The sequence below is a fragment of the Catellatospora sichuanensis genome (assembly GCF_007483665.1).
Lineage (GTDB): Bacteria > Actinomycetota > Actinomycetes > Mycobacteriales > Micromonosporaceae > Catellatospora > Catellatospora sichuanensis.
This window is the reverse complement of sequence record NZ_ML660192.1, coordinates 92,946-114,915: the sequence shown is the minus strand read 5'-3', so window position 1 is coordinate 114,915 and position 21,970 is coordinate 92,946. Positions and strand designations below refer to the sequence as shown.

Annotated in this window: 18 protein-coding genes and 1 pseudogene; 11 read left to right on the top strand and 8 right to left on the bottom strand. The window is 64.6% G+C overall.

Translation table 11 applies throughout. From position 1 onward, the window contains the following. Positions 1–208 precede the first annotated feature (208 nt). From FLL47_RS13805 to FLL47_RS13795, 3 genes are all read left to right on the top strand, one after another. Complete coding sequence (locus FLL47_RS13805; protein WP_144120911.1) at positions 209–1,579, top strand: hypothetical protein; 1,371 nt, start codon at positions 209–211, stop codon at positions 1,577–1,579. Positions 1,580–1,767: 188 nt separating this feature from the next. Next, positions 1,768–2,856, top strand: a complete 1,089-nt coding sequence (locus tag FLL47_RS13800) for a DNA-processing protein DprA (RefSeq protein ID WP_144120910.1) — start codon at positions 1,768–1,770, stop codon at positions 2,854–2,856. Further along, entirely contained in the window at positions 2,853–4,067 is a 1,215-nt protein-coding gene (locus FLL47_RS13795) for a hypothetical protein (protein ID WP_144120909.1), read from the top strand. The genes FLL47_RS13800 and FLL47_RS13795 overlap by 4 nt, the downstream gene beginning before the upstream one ends. Positions 4,068–4,363: 296 nt before the next feature. On the opposite strand, the gene FLL47_RS45160 is transcribed toward FLL47_RS13795, so the two are convergent. The 5 genes from FLL47_RS45160 to FLL47_RS13770 form a co-directional block, all read right to left on the bottom strand. Continuing rightward, positions 4,364–5,236 carry an endonuclease VII domain-containing protein gene (locus FLL47_RS45160; RefSeq protein WP_425457694.1) on the bottom strand — a complete coding sequence of 291 codons (873 nt, stop codon included), beginning with the start codon at positions 5,234–5,236 and terminating at the stop codon, positions 4,364–4,366. Next, positions 5,214–5,648 (bottom strand): endonuclease VII domain-containing protein, encoded by a 435-nt coding sequence (locus tag FLL47_RS45155; protein WP_425457693.1) that lies wholly within the window; start codon positions 5,646–5,648, stop codon positions 5,214–5,216. The genes FLL47_RS45160 and FLL47_RS45155 overlap by 23 nt, the downstream gene beginning before the upstream one ends. A 1,125-nt stretch (positions 5,649–6,773) precedes the next feature. Then, a complete protein-coding gene (locus FLL47_RS13780; protein WP_144120906.1) occupies positions 6,774–7,010 on the bottom strand; it encodes a hypothetical protein in 237 nt (78 codons plus the stop codon). Next, positions 6,977–7,321, bottom strand: coding sequence for a hypothetical protein (locus tag FLL47_RS13775; RefSeq protein WP_144120905.1), 345 nt, complete (start codon positions 7,319–7,321; stop codon positions 6,977–6,979). Before FLL47_RS13775 ends, FLL47_RS13780 begins: the two co-directional genes overlap by 34 nt. A 215-nt stretch (positions 7,322–7,536) precedes the next feature. Further along, positions 7,537–8,055: a hypothetical protein gene (locus tag FLL47_RS13770; RefSeq protein ID WP_144120904.1), complete on the bottom strand. Its 519-nt coding sequence runs from the start codon at positions 8,053–8,055 to the stop codon at positions 7,537–7,539. An 821-nt stretch (positions 8,056–8,876) separates the two neighbouring features. Here FLL47_RS13770 and FLL47_RS13765 point away from each other — a divergent pair. Both FLL47_RS13765 and FLL47_RS13760 read left to right on the top strand, forming a co-directional pair. After that, on the top strand, positions 8,877–9,233 hold the full coding sequence (locus FLL47_RS13765) for a hypothetical protein (RefSeq protein WP_144120903.1): 357 nt from the start codon (positions 8,877–8,879) through the stop codon (positions 9,231–9,233). Continuing rightward, positions 9,230–10,528, top strand: a complete 1,299-nt coding sequence (locus tag FLL47_RS13760) for an ImmA/IrrE family metallo-endopeptidase (protein WP_144120902.1) — start codon at positions 9,230–9,232, stop codon at positions 10,526–10,528. The genes FLL47_RS13765 and FLL47_RS13760 overlap by 4 nt, the downstream gene beginning before the upstream one ends. A gap of 270 nt (positions 10,529–10,798) precedes the next feature. Here FLL47_RS13760 and FLL47_RS13755 read toward each other — a convergent pair. Beyond that, positions 10,799–11,765 (bottom strand): annotated as a pseudogene (locus tag FLL47_RS13755) (IS630 family transposase); the annotation flags it as partial. On the opposite strand from FLL47_RS13755, the gene FLL47_RS42905 reads away from it, so the two are divergent. The 3 genes from FLL47_RS42905 (at position 11,715) to FLL47_RS13745 (ending at position 16,489) form a co-directional block, all read left to right on the top strand. Then, positions 11,715–11,966: a hypothetical protein gene (locus FLL47_RS42905; RefSeq protein ID WP_186315722.1), complete on the top strand. Its 252-nt coding sequence runs from the start codon at positions 11,715–11,717 to the stop codon at positions 11,964–11,966. The pseudogene FLL47_RS13755 and the gene FLL47_RS42905 overlap by 51 nt on opposite strands. A gap of 327 nt (positions 11,967–12,293) precedes the next feature. After that, a complete protein-coding gene (locus FLL47_RS13750) occupies positions 12,294–13,028 on the top strand; it encodes a hypothetical protein (RefSeq protein ID WP_144120901.1) in 735 nt (244 codons plus the stop codon). Beyond that, on the top strand, positions 13,025–16,489 hold the full coding sequence (locus FLL47_RS13745) for a P-loop NTPase fold protein (protein WP_144120900.1): 3,465 nt from the start codon (positions 13,025–13,027) through the stop codon (positions 16,487–16,489). Before FLL47_RS13750 ends, FLL47_RS13745 begins: the two co-directional genes overlap by 4 nt. A 330-nt stretch (positions 16,490–16,819) precedes the next feature. On the opposite strand, the gene FLL47_RS13735 is transcribed toward FLL47_RS13745, so the two are convergent. Beyond that, positions 16,820–17,053, bottom strand: coding sequence for a hypothetical protein (locus FLL47_RS13735; RefSeq protein ID WP_144120899.1), 234 nt, complete (start codon positions 17,051–17,053; stop codon positions 16,820–16,822). Positions 17,054–17,777: 724 nt separating this feature from the next. Between FLL47_RS13735 and FLL47_RS13730 the strand changes: the two genes are divergently transcribed. Further along, entirely contained in the window at positions 17,778–18,128 is a 351-nt protein-coding gene (locus tag FLL47_RS13730; RefSeq protein ID WP_144120898.1) for a nuclear transport factor 2 family protein, read from the top strand. 223 nt (positions 18,129–18,351) lie between these two features. Here the strand turns inward: FLL47_RS13730 and FLL47_RS13725 are convergent, their stop codons facing one another. Continuing rightward, positions 18,352–18,912: a hypothetical protein gene (locus FLL47_RS13725; RefSeq protein WP_144120897.1), complete on the bottom strand. Its 561-nt coding sequence runs from the start codon at positions 18,910–18,912 to the stop codon at positions 18,352–18,354. Positions 18,913–19,998: 1,086 nt separating this feature from the next. Here FLL47_RS13725 and FLL47_RS13720 point away from each other — a divergent pair. Further along, positions 19,999–20,559, top strand: coding sequence for a hypothetical protein (locus tag FLL47_RS13720; RefSeq protein WP_144120896.1), 561 nt, complete (start codon positions 19,999–20,001; stop codon positions 20,557–20,559). A gap of 143 nt (positions 20,560–20,702) precedes the next feature. Further along, the gene (locus FLL47_RS13715) at positions 20,703–21,560 is read left to right on the top strand and encodes a TrmH family RNA methyltransferase (protein ID WP_246157895.1); all 858 of its coding nucleotides are present in this window, start codon (positions 20,703–20,705) and stop codon (positions 21,558–21,560) included. The last annotated feature ends 410 nt before the right edge of the window (positions 21,561–21,970 follow it).

Genomic DNA, 21,970 nt, shown 5'->3' with positions numbered 1-21,970 from the left:
ATTTACGGCAGCCGTAGCACACTTGCCATCGTGATCATGTACGTAGGGTTCATGTAGCCCCGGTGTGCACTCGATGTACATGATCGAACCTCGAGCGCCTTTGACGTTTCACATGCTCCATCTGTGCGATGCCGCGTGACGCTTCCGACTCTGTCAAGCTGTCCGCATGTACCCACCCCCCAACGCAAGTGGCGTTCCTATTGGCGCGGTGGACGAGTTCGACGTGCCGGTCCTGGTGCGCTGGTCGTCGCCTCTGACGCCGGGCACGCGGCCACATCCTCATAGGTGGGATGACACGGTCGTGGCGTGGCCGACGCCAGGTGTGGTGCCGGCTGACGGGATGTATCGGGTGCCGACGACCTGGCGTGAGGTGACTCATGCTGCGATTTCTGTCGGTCGGGACCCGACTGCGTGGCTCGCCGCTGTCCCGGCGCTGGCGTGGTCGGAGCTGATCGCGCGCCGGTCACCGCTCGCCGCGTACCTCGGTGGGAGCGGGGGGCTCGGTGGCTACCGGGTCCAGCCGAACGTCGTGTACCGGGAAGGGACTGAGAGCACGGCGCAGGCGGCGTTCGGATACCGCATCGGCATGACCATGGCGGAATGGGCCTGCCGGGGGCTCATGGGCCTGGGGCCAACCACCCATGCGGAGGCGGCGACGCCTCTTGCGGCAGGGTCCGGCTGGTCGGCATCGGTCGGTCTTCCGGATCTGGTCGGCGTACATAGATACGACGGTATGACCTGGCTCGTCGAGGCTAAGGGTGCCCGTAAGGTCGCCCGCAGTGCTTTGGTGAAAGGTGCCGAGCAGTTGAGTACGCCGGGTCTGCTGGACGGACCGCACATGCGCGTGCTGTGCGGAACGAGTCTTGACCATCGGCTGTCGATGACCATCGACGTCGAGTCGGTCAACCCGACCGTAGTGCCCGCGGGCGTCAGTCCTGCACTGGCAGACAGCGATGATGCGGTGACGCTTGCCCGCGCGTGGATGCTCATCTACCTATGTTTGGCTGCGCTGCCGCCTTCTAGCCGGTCCATTCGCCCAGTCGGACCGGAAGTTAGCGACCGCGATCGGCGGCGCAGTGGCGCAACTGTCGTCTTGCTGGAGAACGACGCCTCCACCACGCGGGAACGCGAGGAGGTGCGGCGACAGCCTGACGACCGACGACATCGGCGCACCTCGCCTCACGACATGCTGACCGGCGCAGTGCCTGGAACAGACTTGATCGTAGGCATGTCGCGTCGCCTGTTCGCTGCCTGCCAAAGGCTGGCCGACGCCCAGCGCCGCATTGCCGACGACGTCGACCGCGAGCGCCCGCGCAGCCCTGACGCACCGGAAGAGATGCTCAACGCGCTTCGTGAAGACCGTCAGCGGCGGTACTGGCAGCATGAACGCGAGGACTCGCGTCTGTCCGGCGACACCCGCGAGGGGTTCGAAGCCGGTGCCCACACGCCGTGGCCCGAGTTGCTGGGCCAGGAGACCGAGATCGAGGTCGATGCACCTGCGGGCTTTCTGGAAGCCGCGACCGAGGACACCTACCTCGCCATGGACAGCCGGATGAATCTGACCTTGCCGTCGCCCTGACCCCGGATAGCTCCGTCACTGATCGTCGACCCGATGGGCACGACCGTACGCTGTGGCTCGCGCGATACAGCGTAGGCTTGCGCACGGACATTGACGAGGCCACCAAGGATGGATCACGCAGGGTGCCAGGTAAAGCGCAGCCCGACGGGCGCCAGGCGGAAACGGCACCCCAGCACACGCTGCCGGGAATGGAGATCGTCCGCAGGTCGGAGCAATACCATGTAACCGAGTTGCCCTTCGGCCCCTCGCTACTGGCTCTGGGGCGGGTCCACGGGCTGGGCAGCAAAGGCCTATTTGACCTGGTGAGCCACCTTGGCCGCGATCTCGGAATCCTGCTGGAGGGCGATCGCGTAGCAATACTCGCCGCGTTGAAGGCCGCCAAGATTCCCAGTGCGGAGCGCGTTGGCCAGCATCTGGCAGAAGATCGCAAAGACCTGATCTCACTCGGGAACAGAGAATTCGACGGCCTGACGGATCGCTCCATCACCTTGCTAGGGCCGGGGGAGATTCCACCACGGCTTCGTGACCTGCCCGACGGGCCGCGTTGGCTCTTCGCCGAAGGTCATCGTGCTGCTCTCAACGAAGGTCCCTTCGTCGCTGTCGTCGGAACCCGGCAACCGTCGCCACTGGGGGTGAAAGCCACGGAAGCAGTAGTGCGAACGATGGCGGCATACCCCATGACCCTGGTGTCAGGACTCGCCAACGGCATCGATGCGGCGGCTCACCGATTCGCTCTGCGAGACAACGTCCGCAACGTGGCCTTCCTCGGCCACGGCATCAACCTGATCTTTCCCGCGGAGACCAGCCATATTCGCCAGAGCATTATCGAGTCGGGCGGGGCAGTCGTCAGCGAGTACCTTCCCGACGAGCATTACAAGAAACACTACTTCGTCGCGCGTAACAGGCTCCAGGCCGGCCTAGCTAACGTCGTGGTTGCGGCAGATGGCAGCGCCAGCGGGGGGACCGCCCACACAGTTCGCTTCGCGGCGAGGTACACCCGTCCGACGATTGGCCTGACCTTTGAAGGTGCTGGCAACCTTTCAAGACTGGTCGCCGAGCAGGCCACAGGTGAACTAGTGGAGATCTTCGACGACGCTGGACGACGTCGCCTGGACCACCTGTTCCGTGCGCTCTGCACTCAGTTGGGAAAGTCTACGAACGGCCTAACGCTCGTGGAGCACCTTCTCGACCGGGAACTACGACTCCGCCAGATCCCCCGCGCAGACCTTGAGCAGTTGACCACCCGACTGACGCGACTTATCGAGGAAGCCTCATGACGCTCAAGGCGATCGTCTTTGACTACAAGACGCTCTTCCACCGAGGGACTGCAGTGACCACCGAAATGCAGGCCGTCCTAGCATGGGCCAAGTCTTGCGGACTGCGGATCTGCATCCTGACCACTGACCCCATGAATGTCAGGGAACTCTGCGCACAACATGGTTACCCGGCGCCCGACCTGCATATCAAGAGAGCCGACGTTCCGGAGCAGAAGAACCGGGGCTCACACCTGTGGATCGACGTCGTCTCATCTGGTCTCGGGGTCGACAACCACGACCTGCTATACGTCGGTAGCACAAAGCTAGACTGGCGAACCGCCATCAATTCTGGCGTCTTCTACCTTCACGCCAAGTGGCTCGGATCAAACCCCGAGACGTGCCTTGTGATCGAGTCGCCGAGAGATATTGCGTCTCATGCATCACAGTTCCTGATGCAGGAACCCCGCTTCTCGTTCAGCTACGACGACCCAAAACGCAGACTGGCACTGCGCTGCGTACTGCCCGCAAGTGCCACACTGCCAGCCAACCCGCCCAAGGGATCCTTCACTCTCCAAGACGTATTCACCTATCATCGGCCCATCGACATTGGCGAATCTCGCGCTAGTGACATGCTTACCCTGCACGCGATCTCTAGCCTTTACGTCGAAGGGATGCTACCGAAGGGTGCCTTCTTTTGCGTCTACCCGAGCAGCAAGGTCGGCAAGTTGAGTAAAGAACTCGAACAGTTCGTCAAGCCCGCCGCCTCCTTGGTACATGGGTACTATAAAGACGATTTACTCGTGCGAGCTGTCGAGGCACCGGATACGAGCCTGGCACGGGTAAATGCGAGGAAGGCCGGCCGGCCGTCGCCTGTTTCGATCGCGAACCAGGTTCAGACCGTGCATCTTGGTGCTGGCTATCGCCGGAAGGTGAAAGACAAGACGGTGATCGTCTTTGACGACTTCACGACGACGGGTTCATCACTTGAGTGGGCTCGAAACCTCCTCGTATCGGCAGGCGCGCGTCAGGTCATCGCCCTCACCATTGGCAAATACTCGCCCCGCTACGCCACCTATGATCCGAAGCCGGGTGTACTCATCGACCCGTTCGCGTTATCCACACTTGGCCTCAACGACTTCAGTGAAGTCGAGCACCAGCTCTCAGAGGATCCGGCGAACTCCAGGCAGATGGCGGACTTGTTTACCCGCGCGATCAAAGACGTACCGTGGTAGACGGCGATAGAAGTAGGTGAGGTGCATTGGCCGGCCCAGGGTGACGCCACACGACCGGGTCAACGCTGGCCGTGCTTTCGAGCTCTCTGGCGAGCACGTCGACCCCGCCGGGACGGGCCACGCGGGGCGCGCAGCTCCAGTGGGCGGTGCAGGTGTTCGCCCGCGAGGGCGATTGACGCGCCGTCTCCGTGGAAGATCCAGACCCGCTCCGAAGCCCGATTGCTCTCTCATGCACGTCGGAGTCAGCATCCACTTCACGGTCAGGCACAACGCGTCTAACATTCTCAACTGATCTCTTAGCCGAGAGTAGTTTTGCGAGATGGGTACATGTGATCGTACGCGCATTTCGGTGAACAGAACTTCTTCCGTTTGTCGCGAGAGGAGAATACTCGTCTGCATTCGAGGCATGATGGCGACAACGTTTTCGGTCGACTTTTTTCATAGCAAGTCGGGCTGCAGTAAATTTGACGACCCGTATGAGATACAAAAGTCTTGGTGCATATCGGGCAGGGCGGGTGAGAGTAAGTCCTGGAGCTTTTAACGCTGTTATAGCAGGCGTTACTGCAGTATATTCGCCTGCGTTCGGCAGTTCGTCCGACGGTGCCGCAAACCGGGCAAGTGAACTCTCGACTGAGCATTGCTTCAGTTCTGCAAGCGCGATCGCAGTATTGGCGGCTGGGAGAATGTTTGCGTGCAAGAGGTTTGCTGCAGTGTTGACAACTCCGGCTAACTCGGTCTGGCGGGTTAGTGTCAACCATACCGATAAATTCCGTATCTTGCGGATGGCGCTGTATATGAGCCGCCGCGGCACGTGGGTTGAGGCGATAAAAGTTGAGTAGATAGCCGATGGCCTTCTCGACGCTCTGGGCGGTGTCGCCTAGTCCGCCGATGCCAGCGTTACATCTCGTGCATATGATTCCGCGGAATGCCCCCGTTTCATGACAGTGATCAATAGCCCAACCCTTCTTCAAGAGGGACGGATCTTCTTGGCAGATCGGGCATCGCCTATCGAGTTTCTCCACGATGCGGTTGAAATCTTCCAGTGAAAGCCCATAGCGGGACAGGGTCTCAGCCCGCTTCCGCAGCACCACGCACGGTCGGCAGTAGGAGGACGTCCGGCTGAAATCGTCGCGTTCTTCTCTGCAACTAGCGCATTCTCGTGTCTTCATGGCTTCCTTGAAGGTAGCATAGTGCTCGCGTGAGGTTCCGGATTGATTCACCCAGGAGACCGATGCCAGTGTTGCAAGATCTGCAGAGAAGGCCCCTAACTGACCCTGATTCATGACAATGATCAACGACGAGGGCTTCGCTAGACCTATTTCCGCAGATTGCGCACAGGCCGCGCTGCAATGCGAGGAGCTCGTGGTAAATCTCAAGCGAAATGCCATATTTTTTGGCAGTTTCACGAAAAGCATCGTACGGTTTGCGGTACTTTCGGTCGCAATCTTTGCATCTTCGACTCCTCTTGTCCGGCTGGTTGCGATCTTTGGAAAATCTCGACCAGTCCTTATCTTCGCGGCATGAACAACAGATCTTGCTGCCAAGGTCGTCCGGATAATTCTGTTCCAACGGGGCACCCATACCCAGAGCACTATCAGAGACGTACGACGTTCTCGGCCTGAAGGCGTGTCTCGTTTGGAGCGCCGTTAGCCTGCGGCATGACGGCTCTCCCCGGACGAGGCGATGATCCATTGTGGCGCCGGACGCGCTGTGGGAGATCGCGGAGCCGCTGAGTCCGTCGCCCCGCGGCGCAGTGCTTCAAGGTGCCCTCAAGGTGGTGCTCTCTCGCCACTTCGCTGACGGTGAGCGTTCCTACCTCGCCGGTGCCAGGCTGCTGCCGGAGGTTGTCAGCCCGAAAACGGGAACGAATGCCGGCCTCTCAAAGAGCAGTGAAACGGCCAGGTTTGGTACGTGTCCGTCGGGGAAGAACCGGGGATCCGGTCTTGAGGCGGTGCCCGTCGAGGTTCGTGTCCGCGGGTAGTTGTAAATGGCACTCGCGCGCTCGCTGCGGGCTATGCCGTGAGAAGCTCGGATCTTCGTGTGTTTCCCACGACGTGGTTATGTGCCGTTGGCGCGGCCACCGGTGAGGCGCAGCCGATCGAGACCGCTACGCTGCACGTCGACGGTGCGCCGACGCGTGTAGCAGACGTAAATCTGAGCGCACGCTACCGCCACTCACTCGACGGTCCCGGCAACGAGGAAGTCGTCGTGCCTGTGTCGTGGGACCAAGAATGACGCCTACTGGCAGAAAGTTTGCCACCTGCACTCGGCCTGCAGGCTGCGAAACTGCTTCACGCTCACATGCTAACGAAGCGATTTGAGCTCAAGGGATGGCGCACAGGCCGCCCCCATCTCGGCTGGAGATCGCGGCAAGGTGATGCGTGATCTTGTGCGAGGTTTGCCTGGGCGGCGGCGCGATATCTCGTCGCCGCCCGGCATGTCGATCACGGAAGCAGCAGGTCGCCGGCCATCGTGATCATGTACTTAGGGGTCATGTAGCCCCGGAGACTCCAGACTTCATCTCTGGAGCTGTTTTCCCTGTTCAAACGACGTTCGCGGGCCGCGTCTCGGGGTGCGTTTCGGGTGGCTCGCTCAATAGGTGGGAAGAGGCGACGCTCCTGCGACCTCATGTGATGTCGCGAGGCATATGGCGAGGATCGCCGCCTGGGTGAGGACGGCGACGACCTTGTCGACGGTGCTGGTTCGTTAGGCGTTTTGGCTGCCGCCGAGACAGGTGAGTCCTTCGGGATCGAGGAGGACCAGGTTGTTGTCGGCTGTGGCGAAGATGCGCTTGACTGGGCGGGGTGTTGGGAGGGTGTCGAGGAGCTTTCCGTCGAGCAGGTTCCAGATGCGCAGGGTGCGGTCTTCGCAGGCGGTGATCGCGGCTGCGGTGTTGCCGAACGTGGTGGCTAGTAGCGCGTTGACCAGGGCAGGATGGCGCAACTTTGGTCCGCGGCGCACGCCAGTGTGCAGGTCCAGGAGCCTGTCAGGCCGTCGGCGCCGACGGTGACGGCTGTCGGGCGGCCGTCGATGTCGAGAGTGTTTATCGCGGTGATGGGGCCATTGTGGGCGGCGATCGGGGCGGCGTGGGCTGTCAGGTTGGTCTCCCATCGGCGCAGCTTGCCCTTTCTGCTTGCGCTCAGGATGGTTGTGCGGCCCTCGAGCGCGGTCACTGCCAGGCAGGCGTTGGAGCCGGGCTTCTTGCTGGGTCGGTGGCCCAGCATGCGCATGGTTTGCAGGTCCCAGGCGATCATCGAGCCCCATTGGTCGCTGAGTACGACGATCTTGGTGGGGCCTGAGGCGTCACAGGCAAGGCCGGCGAGGGCGGCGCGTTGCGGTCCCTGGTCGGGCGGGGGCAGATGGCTTCCATCGTCTAGATAGAGAGCGGCAAAGGGGCCTGGGGTAGCGGAGATGCCGACAGGCCGGTTGCCGAGGGTTAGGCATCGTAGGCGGACGCCGTAGGGGGTTCTCATGGCGGAGCGGTCAGCGGTGGGCCTGACTGTCGGCCGTCGCTGACGTCGTGAAGGCGCAGTGTGGCATCGTCGCCGATCACGGCGATGACCTGCCGGCCGGCGACGGTCACGATGTCGGCGTCGAGGTAGACGGGCGCCTTGCTGCCGCTGCGTCCGTCGCTGCCTGCGGTGGGACCGTCGCCGGTTGGCGCGGGGTTGAGGTCGAGGATGTTGACGCGGCCTTCGGTGCTCAAATCTTGGACGGCGATGATGGACCTGGTCGAGGTGTTCGGTGGGCTCACGGCGACGTGTAAGGCGTCCTGCGTGAAGTCGGTCGTCGTGTCGTCGGCTGGCAGGCCGGTGAGCAGGTCGACGAGACCTACTCGTCCGCCGCTGGAGAGGACGGCGACGGGGCGTTGTTCAACCACAGTGCAGGCCAGGCCACCGACGGACCCGACCCCGGCCGGGTAGGACGCCACTGGCTCGGGTTGGTGGGGGAGCCATAGTTGCAGCAGGCCGCGCTCATCGATGGTCACCGCGTGCGGTTGGTCTGCCAGCCGGGTCCAGCCGACTTGGCTGATGTTCGCGTGGGGCGGGGCTGCCCGATCTGTTGCCGGGTGGCCAGGCCCCAGAAGCACACGGTTCGCCAGGTTGCCGTGTCAGGGACCGGGCGGACCGTCAGGCGTGACAGTGCGCCCGCGGCGGCCAGCGCCGCGACGATGCCGTAAGGTGTTCGCGCTTGGTCACGGTGCACCTGCGTCCCACGTCCGTTCCGTCGCGGACACAGTGAATGACCTGGTGAAACGGTGCGCGATTCGGGGAGGAAACTTGTATTCGCCGCCGCGATTCCCTGCCGTGCCAGCAGCGACAGATACCTGCTCGAACGTACACCCTCGGACGTCCGCACCGGCGGCCGTTCTCCGCACGCCGCCGGTGCAGCCGGTCTTGCGCTCGATCTTCAACAGTCTCCAGGCCTCGCCGTACCTACCTCGGAGGTCACCAGCCGCCAGTACTCCGACTCGAGTTCGAGCCGCCGCTTCCGCTCACGTCTTCCCATCAACACGCCTCACATGATCAAGGGTGTTGCAACAAGTACTGGAACCCGCCCGCCGCCAAGGGTCAGTTCTCACTCGCCGACACGGTCAACCCGGACCAGAGCCGGGTGCTGCTCTACCAGTGCCTACCTTAGCCGCAAGCGAACCCACTGGCTGCACAACGGTCAGGCCAACCAAGAGTGGCTTGGCCGGACTGCCATCGTCTAAGCTCCCGGTATGACACCGCTACCATTTCGTGCAGTACGCGGGGTTTGCTGATGCGTTCACCTGGTCGCCAGCGTCCCCGAAAAGATACTCGCCTTGTGGAAGGGGCAGTAGATCTATCGGGCGAAGCGGTTGATTTGGAAGCGATGGCAGAAAAAGTGACATATATAATAAGCCCGGAACATAAAGACTATATAACGAGCGCTGGCCCCGGCAAACTCCGGAGCGATGCTTCTGCTTGCCCCCGAGGACTTGACTTTGAAGTAGTCGCGAGCTGGCTCCGTGAAGCATTTCGATTGGGAAATGTCAGCGCAAGCTTTGATTTGGAATTTCCACGATACGCATGGGCGCGGATCGGTGATCAAGTTTATGAAGCACGATTGAGCAACGCAGGCCTTGGTAGCTATAAGGGCTACCCCATCCTCAAGCACGAAGCGCCGGACTGGTTGGAATGAAAACGTTAGAAGTCCGCATCGAGTGGCTTGACGCGCCCAGTGTTGTCACACCGGAGCTCGCGGCCACGTGGGCGCGCTATGAAATTTGGGTTGGCGATACCTGCATTACTCAGGTGGAAACTGGCGACGGCACGTATCGTCGATCAGTTTTCGGCTCCCTATATCCACTCGCCGAATGGATTGCAACCAATTGGTGGGTGCTGAACAACCATATCCGGCCTTCTGCGATAGATACAAGATACTGGTCATGGGCAAACGTGTCCTCATATTCATGGCTGCGTCAACATAATTTTCGAGCAGCCGGGGACGGTATGCCATGGCCTAACCTAACCGTAGTCCCGGAAGGGGCGGTCTCTCGCCTGGTTTGGCGATCAGACTCTCGACCGTTGCTAGGGCCTATTCGATTCGCGGCCAATGGAAACGCAACGCTAAAGACTGACGATGTCCTTAGCGGCCTTGCTGCAGTCGTCGAGCACGTTCTTGAGAGGCTTGCTGAAAGCGGTCAAAAAAAGACGCAGTTGGCTGAGGAGTGGTCCTCTATAGCATCGCTTGATGATGAAGAGAGTGCTTTCTGTACGGCTGTGGCAAGGCTCGGCCTCGATCCATTTTCAGTGAGCAACTCGGTTGCAGAAGAAGTTATCGAGGCTGCAGCCAGCCTACCGGAAGAGCTCAGGGGGGACTTTCTCGACACTGCAGACATTCGCAGCTTGACCGACGCGGCAGCGTGGGCGCGGCAAGCATTGACGGCAGCCACAGACGCTTCAAACCAACCGATTGAGGATTTGTCTATATTCTATGCGGCGAATTCCGCGCCGGGCTCCTCGGGTCCGCCCTGGGCCTTGGGGTACGCGATAGCGCGTAAGGTGCGGCAAGACCTTGCAATTGCTGCGACAGATCCATTTGACCCATCCCCCTGGGTGGGTGTTAGTGCTGTAAACGCGCCATCAAGAGGGATTCAAGGTATCGTAACTGTCAAATCATCAAAATGCGGGTTGGCCTTTCCCGGCTTTCATTCAAATGCGCAGCGGATAAAGTTCCGTCAGGCGCAGGCGATCGGAAGGATCGTGGCCGAGCCGGACCGTGCGGCATTCTTGATGTCTCCGGCGCATAGTTACAATGAAAAAGTGGCCCGTGCATTTGCTGCCGAGTTGCTAGCGCCGGCGGCCGGGATGCGGGTGCTTCTGGGTGATATTAGTGATGAGCTCGATACCGCCTTGGAGCAGGTTGCCGATAGCTTCGCCGTTCCTCTGCTCGTTGTTCAGCATCAATACGAAAATCAGCTTGCCAAAACTTAGAACTAGCGTCGATTCGCGTTATCGGCATATCGGCCGCCTGGATGCCAGAGATGCTATGCAACCCAGACATCGCTCAATGAGCTGGGCGGTGGCAGGCGCACACAGCCTTGTGGCCTGCGGGCGATCGCCCAGTTTTCGACCCCGGCATCTACAAACGGCACCACTTCCCTGGGTGCGGCATCAACGTGGCGAAACGAACTGAGCCATGGCGATGAGGCTACGCCACTCGCGACCTCCTAGTGCTCTGGCCGCATACGTTCGCCGGGTTGGTCAGGCCGCTGCGGTGAGCGGTCGTCCGCCCCAGCGGATGCCCTTCTCGCTGCGGACGCGGGCTCGTTCACGGCGTTGGGCTGCCAGTACGTCGGGGTGGCGGGCGTTGTTGTTTCGCCAGCGCAGGTAGGCGTGCAGCGCCCGGGTCTGGGCGGTGTGGTTGCAATGGTGAGAGTTCGCGATGGTGAACTGCCGCAGCGGGCCGAAGTGGGCCTCGAACGGGTTTGCCCAGGATGCGTAGGTCGGGGTGAAGCACAGCTCGACGCGGTTCCTGGCCCAGTGGCGGATGCTCTCGCTCTTGTGCGGAGGTTGTCCATGATCACGTAGATCGGGGCGCCGTCGGGCCGTGCGGCGCGGATCGACTTCAGCGCGGCCAGGGTGGTGGCGGTGCCCTTGCGGCGGCGGTTGACGCCCCACAGCCTGTCGTCGCCGACCGAGTAGCAGCCGTGGAAGTACCGGACGACGTGAGTTCGACGGTAGGTCGTCGGCAGCCGCTGCGGGCGGCTCTGCGCTACCCAGCCCGCGCCGGCGGTGGGGCGGATCCCGAGCGGCCCGAACTCGTCGAACGCGAAGACCCGCTGCGGGAACCGGTCCAGGACCTCCTCGATCCGGTCGAGCTTGGCGTCGCGGTCGGGGTCCGGGACTCCTTCCACGTCTTGGTCCGCTGGAACGTGACACCGCGGCGAGCGGGGAGGCGGCGCAGGGCCTCGCGGCCGATGCGGATCACCCTGCCGTGGACCCTGCGCAGGTAGGTGGCGAGTTTGCGCAGCGACCAGCGGGTGAAGGGCTGGCCGAGTTTGGCCGGGCGGGTGGTGGCCGTCGTGACGACGAACTGTTCGTCGTCAGGACTGAGCGGGCGGGGACGGCCTCCCGCCCACTGGGGGTCCAGGCAGGCCAGGCCGATCTCGTTGAACCGATGGATCACGTCACGGACGGTGTCCTCGTCTGCCTGCACGAGCTGGGCGATCACCTCCTGGCGGAGTACGCCGATGGCGAACCACTCACCGCGGTGCCGGCCCACCTCGTCGACCTCGCACTGGCTGCACTGCGCCGGGTTACCGGGGCGAACTCCGAGGTCCTCGAACTGTGGACGGACGTTGGGCTCGAGAACGAATTCCTGGCCGAGATCGACCGCGTCGCCGGACTACTACAACAACACCGGGTATGACCGCGCCGCCGGTCACCTCGCCGGCCGGCAGGCCGCGCCAGACCGCTACGGCAACTCCCGCAGCGACAGCGCGGCGCAAAATGGCACGCGGTCGCGGGATCCGGTTCACCCCGCGGGGAGAACCCACGTCCGCCGACATAAGGATCTTCATGTCCGCCAGTGACCGACACGTGTCCGTTGACAACCGGCCAGGCCGAGCGCCCGGCCCTAGCGGATCGGACCGGCCGATCCACGCATCGAAACGGCCAGACATGCCCATCGAACGACGCACTGGCCAGCGCCGCAGGACGATGCCGACGCGTGCATCATCGTCGATAGCATGATCTCGTGGCCCGGCAGCTCGACCCATTCCCGGAGAAGACTACGGCGGCCGACCTGGACCGGTCGGCCCCCGAACTGCACCTGACACGGCTGGATCTGATCGCCATGATCGCGCTGTCGACAGCGGCGTTCGCACTGGGGCCGGTGCTGCAGACGATGCTGGACCGGCAACCCGCCGACCCGGTGGCAGCGCGGGTCGACTTCGACGCCGAGCATGGGGTCCTCGCCGCAAAAGAAGAACTCGCATTGACACAGGCACAGCTTGCCAAGGTGCACGAGGCACTGGCTGAACACCGGGTGGGAATAGTCAGCGACGAGCCGCCGCAGGTCACGGCAACCGCCTCGCCTGCCCTCTCGCCGGCAGCACACACCACCAACCGCCTGAACACCGTCATGCGCCTGGATGCCCTGCGCAAGACACTGGCGACCGAACAGATACGCCAGCAACTCGCACTGTCGAAGGCGACCACGGCGGCCGAACGCAAACATGGCGAGGCCGTCAAAAACGCCGCCTCGCACGCTCGCGGACTGCGGGCGGCCGCCTCGACCGTGGCCCTGGCCACGCTTCTGCTGACGATGATGCTGCTCAACCGCTGGGTCGGACCGCTGACGACATGGCCCGTCGTGCTCGGCGCGCTAGCCCTGCTCGCGCTGCTGGTCGTGGCCGACGCGACCTCCTGGTGGGTTGCCGGGGCCGGTGGCGGCATCGCCCTGCTCGTCGCCGCACGTAGGCACGCATGAGCGAGGCCCTCTCGGAGAGCGCCCTGCTGGTACCCGACCAGGACCTGCTCGGGTTCAGCGACCAAGCACGCAAGCTGGCCGGGTTCCTGCGGCGGGTGACTTTGCCCTTCAGCGTCGGCGTCTACGGGCCGTGGGGCGCGGGAAAGACCAGTTTCGCGAACATGTTGGTGCACGAGCTCAACACCCAGCAAGGCTGGGAACAGCTCGAGGTCGTGCGATTCAGCGCCTGGCCCTACGTCTCGGCCGACCTGATCTGGCAGGCCCTGACCGAACGTGTCGCCTACAACCTGTGCGGCTGCCCCGCCCCGGCGCCAGCCGACGAGGACATGGCATGGCGGGCACGCCTGCGCAGGATCCTGCACGCGCCCGCGTTCACACTGCGGCTCGCTGCGGTCGACGACCCCCGGGAACGCTACGAACGGCTGGTAAGCAGGCTCGCGATCGCAGCCGGCATCGCCAGCCGCACCGCATCCGAACGCGCTGGCGGCCCGAACGCCGGACGACTGCTGCGCCTGGCCGCCGACGCCCTGACGGCGGTGACCACTTCGCCCAACCCGTTTACGCAGCTGTTCGACGCAGGCAGCGGCCGGCCCTCGCCTTCGCTCGTCCAGTCAATCGAGGAGGTTCGCGCCGACCTGCAGGAGCTCTTCGAGCGTGCCGCCGACCGCAAGCTGGTCGTGATCATCGACGATCTTGATCGCTGTCTGCCTGAGGTCGCCCTCGACGTCCTTGAGACAATGAAGATCTTCTTCTTCGAGAGCAGCCAAGTACGCGCACAATGCCTCTTCCTCATCGCTGCGGACGAACGTGTGGTCGCTCGCGGTCTACAGGTGCGGCTCAAGGACACCGATCACGTCGTCGGTGACTCGGAAGCCCGCGCTTACCTGGAGAAGATCATCCAGCTCGGCATCCCGCTACCCCGGCCGATCCCGACCCGGGCACACGGCCTGGTCGCCGCGTGCGCACCGGAGTGGGCAGTCGGGTCGGACCTGCTGGTGGAGGCGCTGGACGGCAATCCCCGCCGCATCAAACAACAGTCCGCGCTACTGTCCTACCGTTACTCGACGCGGACTGAGCACCCCACCGAGGGCGAGAACCGTACGCGCGGCATGTTGATACTCGCGTTCCACAAGCTCACACGATTGAACGCACTGGCTCCGGCGGCCTTCGAAACGATCCGGGAAACGGCTACCGGCGATCCTGCGGCGCTGAAGGCATGGCTAAGCGATCACGAAAAAGCCTGCACCACCGAGCAGTTCCCCCCAGGCGACCTCGCGCACGCGCTACGGACCGAACCTGAGCTCCGCGCCGCGTTCCTACGCCCACCTGTCCTGTCCGGCATCGCCCACAGAGCCCTACGGGTCATGCTGGCCACGGCCGGCGCCCATCCCGACGCTGATGGAACGCCCCAGGGAAACGACCCACGTCTGGCCTATGTCATCCAGACAACGTTGGCTGAGTTCGAGACGACGAGCGTACTCAGTCTCAGCACCAAGTATCTGCACCGGGTGCTGCGCCTGCGCCAGGACGCACGCGAGGTGTTCGATGAGTTGATCCTTCGACTGAAGACCGGCAGCGACGCCTTCACCCGCACGACGGTCGCCCTCGACCGCTGGCTCGACGACATCATCGACCAGCCGGACCAGAAGCCCGCCCTGGAGGCCGGCACGCTGCCTGCGCTCTGCCGGGAACTGCTCCGCGACCCGATGAACGGCGCCGTGCTATACGACCGGCCACGCATCAGCGCGATACCGGTCGAGTACTTCGGCACGGTCCTTCCGAAAGCCGAACCCGCTGTTCGTGGTGTGGCCGATTCCCGGCTCAAGGCGATGTTGACCGCCGCTACCGGCCTGCTAGGGGCCGCAGCGAGGATCGTGCTGACGGCGGGTGTCACCACTTTCCCTGACACGCAACTGCGTCTGTGGCTGGCACAAGAGATCATCGACCGCAGACGGTTCGCGAAGTCGGAACTGCTCTGCCTACGTTGGCCGGAGATTGCCAACTGGGCCTACGGCCCGCAAGCCCTCCATCGTCTCCACGCCCTCGAGGCAATCGTCGTCGGCGGCGATCGAGACCTGACCCTGCCCGCCCGCCTGCAGCACATCACCACCGACGACCGCCTGGGCGAGTTCCTCGCCATGCCGCCAGCCCTGGCCAGCAGCACGGCCGCAGTCAGCGGTGAACCGACGGCGCTCCAGGTTTCAGCCACACCCTCGGCTCCAGTCGCGTCGGCGGCCGCGGAAAGGCTCAACGTCGCCGTGGCCTATGAGCAACTCCTACTGGAGGTGTCACCCGGCTCTGGCGCAGGACAGGACAGCGTGGCCTCCGCATCGATCGCCCTGGGCGGGAACGATCCGATCCTGGTCGAGATCCCCCTGGCGCGCATACGCGAACTCACTGACCGACTGCCCTGGTCATCCGACGGCAGCCGTCGGCTCGAGGACCCCGACCGCGCACCCGCCACCCGCGACGCGATCCGACGTCCACGGCCCGCAGGGCTGTCAGCCAAGGAGGCGATCACCGAGATCGGCAAGCTGCTGTGGACCTCCACGATCGGCAAAGACACGAACTCCGCGAGGACCATGGCACAAAGACTGTCAGCCGCAGACAGGGTCCGTTTGACCGTCCGTACGCAAGACCAGGCTCTGATCGGCCTGCCCTGGGAATGTCTGTACCTGCCAAGCCACCGCGTACTGGCAGGACAGACACTCAAGGTCTCCGTGATCCGTGAGGTTACCGAGGTCGCGCGCTTCGTCGAGCCGCACATCGTCGGCGCCGTCCGGATCCTGTTGATCACCGCGAGTCCCTCCGACGCGCCGCTACCCGGCGCAGATCAGGAACCGATCATCGTCGAGCAAGCGATGGCATCGGCACTCCGGCTCGGCGCTGCTCGGCTCCATGTCCTTCAGGCAGCGACCAAGCAACAGCTTCAGCATGCACTGCGAGAGTTCGCGCCCCACGTCGTCCACTTCGTCGGACACGGAGTAATACAGAACGACCAGGGATTCCTTGTCCTGCTCAACACCGACGGAGGCCCCGACCCCGTCGCGGCAGACGAATTCGGCCTGATGCTGCAGGACCACGGCATCGCCCTGGCCGTCCTCAACGGCTGCCTGACCGGCTCGGCCGAGGTCCGGGACCTCGCCGCAGGCATGGCTCAGCGGCTCGTCCAACAAGGCGTTCCAGCCGTGATCGCGACGACGCGGACCGTGCTCGACACCACGGCCATGCGCTTCGCGGGGGAGTTCTACCGGGCATTCGCCGATGGCTACCCCGCCGAGGCGGCCCTGGTGGAAGCCCGAAAGGCGCTGGCGCTGCAGAACCGGGACTGGTCGACCTACATCATGTACGCCCATCTGGGATTCCCGCTGCACGATCTTCGCATCCCCGTCAGGGACCTGCCGGCCCTGTTCGCCGATCCGGCCGCGATGCCCGCCATTTCGGCTCCGCCAGTTCGTTGAGCGCGTGAACACGCCGTAGGCGTTCCCGTTCTCGCCCCGCTCGCCGACGACGCGGTCAAGGTGCACGCGGTCGTCGCGGTGCCCCCGGCACAGGACGCCTACACGCGCGAACTGTACGGCTTGCTACGCGAACTCGACCGGCAAGGATGCGACCTCATCGTCGCTCCCTGCCCGCCGAGCAGGGACTGGGCTCGCGAATGCCAATCGCCTGCGCCGCGCCGCAGGTCCCCGAACCCTCTGAACAGTCACCGGCGTCGGCCTCCAGCGCCCTGCTCGGGGACGCCCGCCACGGGCGCAAACCGCTTTTCTGCTGCGTTTCGACCGGCTCACTCAGTTGGTGGGACCCCGGAAGTGGTGGTTCTGCAGGATCTGATCGGCTTCCTCGACGCGCTGTGCGCCTGGGCCCGCCGACACGGATGGTTCGATCGCGTCGACGCGTTCATCGCGAAGGTCGACGAGGACCTCGCGGTCTCCGCCGAGCTGAACCCGGCCGGCCTCACCACGGGTGGACCGGTAGGGAAGTTGCAGGTCAGCTACCATCGTGATCATGTACTTGGGGTTCATGTAGCCCCTCGGACACGTTAACCCCATGAGCGGTTCTCATCTCTTGGTGAGAGCCGCTTTTGCATGATCTTGCATCGATGTTTGCTTCGACGGCTCCGTGTCCGCGGGCGAAGGTCATCTCGTGGGAACGGGCGACCGTCGCGACCGCCGTTGGATCTTGGGCGCGGCCGTCGGCGGCGTCTAGGATGCCGAGGTTGATCAGTACGGCCCGGATCTGATCCGCAGCGTGGTCTTGACGCAGGTACAGGTTGCCGGGCTGGCCCCCTGTGGCGGTCTTGGCGCTGAAGTGGCCGTGGCGGCAGCGGTGCCCCGGCCGGTTGTTGACCTAGCGCGAGTCCAGCCACCGCCCGCAGATGTCGCATATCAGCAGAGCGACGAAAGCGTACGCACGGATGCCGCCCTGCTCCGGAACCGGGATCGCGCTAATCACCTGAGCGGCGGCGAAGTCGGTTCGCTGACCTGGGCTGGGTGCGAAGGTGCTGCGTGACCGCCCACTGGCCGACAGGGTTTCCGTTGCGCTTGGACTTCAGCCCGTCTGCGGTCATCTCCCGCTCGGTGTGCTGCCGGTTCCACACCTGCCGCCCCGGTGTAGCGCGGGTTCGCTCACGGCACCACCGCTGGCAGCCGCAGTAGTTGGTGGCAACTCGGCGGTACCGGCCATGACCGCCTATGGGCGTGCGACGCGGGCTACATTCGCGTAGACCCATTGACGCGGGAGGCGCAGATGGACGACGAGGACGCGATCGTCGCGACCGTCAAGGACTACTGGGAGGGTTGGTTCGCCGGTGACGCCCTGCGGATGGAGCGGGCTCTGCATCCGGCCCTGACGAAGGTCGGCGCTGATGGCGCCCAGATCTCCGCGGCGATGACTGCAGCCGACATGATCGGCTGGACTCGCGACGGTGAAGGTGTAGCTGAAAAGCCCGCCGACTTCGCCTACGACGTCACGGTCCACGAGGTCTGCCAGCGGATCGCCACCGTCACAGTGCGGAGCGCGATCTACCGTGAATACCTGCACCTCGTGAAGACGGCGACCGGCTGGAAGATCCTGAACGCGCTCTATGTGCGCGTCTGAAATCCGGCGGTTTCCCTGCATCCGGCGCGTTCCGGCCAATTGCCGGCCGTCCGCGCCCGATCTCGCGAAACGCAGATTCTGCACCTGCTGGAGGCCGGAGCGCCAACGCCTCGATCGCATCACGGCTGGAGGTCAGCGGTACCTCGCGCGGCTGTTCGACAAGCTGTTCGTCATCAAGCAGTCATCGATGCTGACCAGGCGGCCGGATGACAGGCCCGAAAAATCAAACGCTGTAGTCGATGAGCAGGATGCCCAGCCGCTGCCCGCCCACCAGAACAAGGTAGCCGTAGAGTTCCTCGTCGTCGGCGGCGAACGGAAGCCGATGATGGTAGGCAAGCGCCGGTGCGGCATCCAGACCGCCGAGCACCCACTCCCGGTAGGTGCGCAGCAGGTCGCGCAGCAGCTCCTGTAGCCGTGGCAGGCCCGCCGCCGGCTCCGGTTCGTACTGGTTGAGCAGGAGCCAGGATTCGCTCATCCACGAATCGACCCCATCCGCCAGGACCTGCAACTCACCCGGATCGAGGCGGTGCAGCTCCGGCGGCGACTCGCCGGGAAAGCTCACCCACCAGTCCTCCGGCCACTGCCAGCTGGATTCCTCGTCCGACCACCAGCGTGCCCGGTTCAGCAGGTCGCGCACGGCGGCGTCCGCCTCGTCGCCCGGCCGCCCTTCGAGATCCAGCCCGTGCGGCACGACGAGAGCAGCGAATCTGGCACAGTCGTTGTTGTTCAGCGGCTGGAGTTCTCTCAGCTCTTGCGCGATCTCTTCAAAGCGCTGCTCAGTCATGGCGTGCAGGCTATCGAAATACCTGGCAAACCTCCCACTTCAGCGACATTGCGCCGGTTCCTGCGCCAAGCTCGACTTCTCGACGGTGGCGGTTGCCTGGACTGGCCACCCAGCATGACGAGCAGCGCCTGATGCATCGGGCCGGCCAGGTCGACGGGCCGTCAGCCTCCGGCAGCCACAGCTGCATGCCGTGCTGCTGGAGCAGCGGCGCGAGATGGATGGCCCGGGTTGCGTAGAAGGCCCGCGCATACTCGCCGACCACGATCGCGTCGAACCCGGATCGTCAGCGGCGACCGCGGGGGAGCGGCGCGGGTGTGGAACCCCGACACGGGACACCAACACACCGAACTCACCGGCCACAAGGGCTCTGTGTGGTCGGTGACGGCGCTGCCACGCCCCGACGGGCGAACCTGGATCATCAGCGGCGCTCTTCCCGCGCGGATCACGTCCAGGGGTGTGGCGTACGGGTAGACGCGCCAGGCAGCCCGACTGCTGTCAGCAGGCAGGCCACTGGGGTGGCGGCCGTAAATATCATCGCCGCCCGGCGGGGCGATCATGAAAGCGGCAGGTCACCGGCGATCGTGATCATGTACTTAGGGTTCATGTAACCCCGGAGACTCCAGACTTCATCTCTGGAGCTGTTTTGCCTGTTCAAACGATGATCGTGGGCTGCGTCTCGGGGTGCGTTTCGGGCGGCTCGCTCAGTGGGTGGGACGCAGGAAGTGGGGCCGCTTCAAGGTTAGGTAAGGGGACTCGGGTGCCAGGCGCGTCGGGCGCCCTGTGCGCAGAACAGTCCTCACTGGCGCCGCCAAGCCCGAATCAACTCGATTAGCCGGCGGGCCGGATCATCGCTGCGGAGGAACAGCAACGCGCCCAGCAGCGCCAGCGACGCAAGCGCGATTCCGCCCGCGATCCAGGCGAAGGCGGAATCTGTAGCAGTGAACTCTCCGTAGGGTTGATCAGCGTGCCTTCCGCCTGGCGTGTACACGAAACTGGCCGATGAGCGGGCGCCCGCTGGCGTGGAGATGGCGGAAACCCGGTGGCGTGCTGTGCGGCTGCGCTGATACATACTTCTGGTGAGCGCCGTTGAGCCGTAGCCTGCACACCGACCCGTACCCGATGCGCGCCAGCCGTCGGGCCGGGGCACCCGTACCCGTACCCGTACGAGTCTGCCCGCCGCGACGCGGGTTCGTGCATCCAGCCGACCCGGCCGACATCGCTGAGGTTCTGACCTTCTTCGGGCCCACTGCGGCGTACGGCCTGCGTGGTATCGAGCTGCGGCAGCAGCCGGCGTCCGGCACCGGTCCGGCTGTCGCGGCGCTGCGCGTGCCAGGGCTCGTGCTGCTGTTCGAGCAGCCCGCGCCCCCGTGGGATCTGTTCGGTCGGCTTACCGACGTGGCTACGGCACGCCTGCGGCGCGCCGGCGCCCGGGTCGTGACCGGCCAGGCCGGCACCAGGGTCGACTGGCCCGGTAACAGCCTGCGCGACTTCATGCTCTTCGACGGCCTCATGCACGAGATCGGCCACCACGTGATCCAGCAGGCCGCCCGCAAGCACCGCACTCGTGCGATGCGCACCGCCGACCATGAACGCCGTGCGGACGCGTACGCCGTGCGCGCACGGCACGCCTGGGCGGCACAGTGGTGAGCCCGCGCGCTCGCCTGGTCGGCGATGGTGTGGAGAACCCCGCCAACGCGCAGGCCCTTGCCGAAGCCGCGCGGATGTTTGCAGTACCGTGCACCTTCCGCGACAGCCGTGGTCTCGCCGAACAGCTTCCGGGTTTGTCCACGGTGGATACCGCTGCGCTGCTCGGCGGCCCAGGCCCGCTCGTCGCCGTGGACAACACGCCAGGGGCCGAGTCGGTGTACCGTGCCGGGCCGTTGCACGTCGGAGCATCCATCGTGGTCGGCAACGAGCGCCGCGGCATCCGGCCCGACGTCCTGCGCGGCGCAGCGAAGACAGTGCAGATCCCGATGCCGGGCCGTAGCGTGAACACCCTCAACGTGGCTACCGCGGCGGCCGTGGCCCTGTACTACCTGCTCGACGCGAACGGCCGCCGCCAGGCACGCGCCCCGCGCCCCGAGTCGCACCGCCCAGCCGTACTGCTCGCCGCGCCGCGCGACCACGTCGAGGCCGGAAGCTCACTGCGTTCGGCGGCCGCGTTCGGCTGGCAGACCGTCACGGTCGACGACCGCGAGAAGGTGTGGTTCGGCACGCCGCGTCCGGTCCGCAACGAGGCCCGTGCCGCCGCTCGCAGCCACCGCAACCCGCTGCGCGTCGTGCCGGCCGGCGACGCTTGGTCGCCGCCGCACGGCAGCCGGGTCGTCGTCTGCGCACCAGACGTCGACGGGCCTGCCCTGCACCGCACCGAGCTGACCGGCACCGGCACTGTGCTCGTCATCCCAGACGGCGACGGGTGGGAACCTCCGTCGGACGCCGAGTTCGCCCGAGTCGCCGTGCCGGGCGAACCCGGCCGCTACCGCCTCCTCACCGGCATCGTGCTCGCCGAGGCAGCCCGCCAGCTCGGCACGCGAACTAGCACAGCGCTCCGCCCGCCACGGCGCGGCCTGTCGTACGGGAGCATGCTCGGCCAGACGGCCCTGCCGGACACCGACCTGGTTCAACCGTGGGAACTCACGCAGTACTGAGTCACATGGCCCCAGCTCGCGGCTGATCCGGTTCTTGCTTCGCTAGCGCGCAGCGCCTGGTGACGGCATTTGTCGCCCTCCGCACGGAGTCGCCTCAGCCTGCGGCTCGACAGGGCCAGGTGCGCGCTCATGCCGCGATGCGCGCGGGCCCTGCCGCGTAGCTCGTCACCGTCCGTGAGCGGATCGCTGAGGCGACAACAAGGTGAAACCGGCATCCGGGGCGGTGCCGAAACTAGCAAACATCGAGACCCGTCAGATATAGCTGGCGCTCAAGCTCGGCGACATTTGGTGCCGCAAGTGGGGAACAAAATCACCGCGAGGCCAGGCGGGGCGGGCCCTTTTCGGCCTGGGCTGGTCGGGCGGCGACAGTGCTGTCGGCAACCGCCCAACCGGCGTTCATCCTGGAGAGC

Coding starts and splice junctions, on each gene's coding strand:
- FLL47_RS13800 (WP_144120910.1), top strand. CDS start 1,768: ATGGAGATCGTCCGCAGGTCGGAGCAATACCATGTAACCGAGTTGCCC.
- FLL47_RS13795 (WP_144120909.1), top strand. CDS start 2,853: ATGACGCTCAAGGCGATCGTCTTTGACTACAAGACGCTCTTCCACCGA.
- FLL47_RS45160 (WP_425457694.1), bottom strand. CDS start 5,236: ATGAAGACACGAGAATGCGCTAGTTGCAGAGAAGAACGCGACGATTTC.
- FLL47_RS45155 (WP_425457693.1), bottom strand. CDS start 5,648: ATGGGTGCCCCGTTGGAACAGAATTATCCGGACGACCTTGGCAGCAAG.
- FLL47_RS13775 (WP_144120905.1), bottom strand. CDS start 7,321: ATGATCGCCTGGGACCTGCAAACCATGCGCATGCTGGGCCACCGACCC.
- FLL47_RS13760 (WP_144120902.1), top strand. CDS start 9,230: ATGAAAACGTTAGAAGTCCGCATCGAGTGGCTTGACGCGCCCAGTGTT.
- FLL47_RS42905 (WP_186315722.1), top strand. CDS start 11,715: ATGGATCACGTCACGGACGGTGTCCTCGTCTGCCTGCACGAGCTGGGC.
- FLL47_RS13745 (WP_144120900.1), top strand. CDS start 13,025: ATGAGCGAGGCCCTCTCGGAGAGCGCCCTGCTGGTACCCGACCAGGAC.
- FLL47_RS13735 (WP_144120899.1), bottom strand. CDS start 17,053: ATGAACCCCAAGTACATGATCACGATGGTAGCTGACCTGCAACTTCCC.
- FLL47_RS13730 (WP_144120898.1), top strand. CDS start 17,778: ATGGACGACGAGGACGCGATCGTCGCGACCGTCAAGGACTACTGGGAG.
- FLL47_RS13725 (WP_144120897.1), bottom strand. CDS start 18,912: ATGACTGAGCAGCGCTTTGAAGAGATCGCGCAAGAGCTGAGAGAACTC.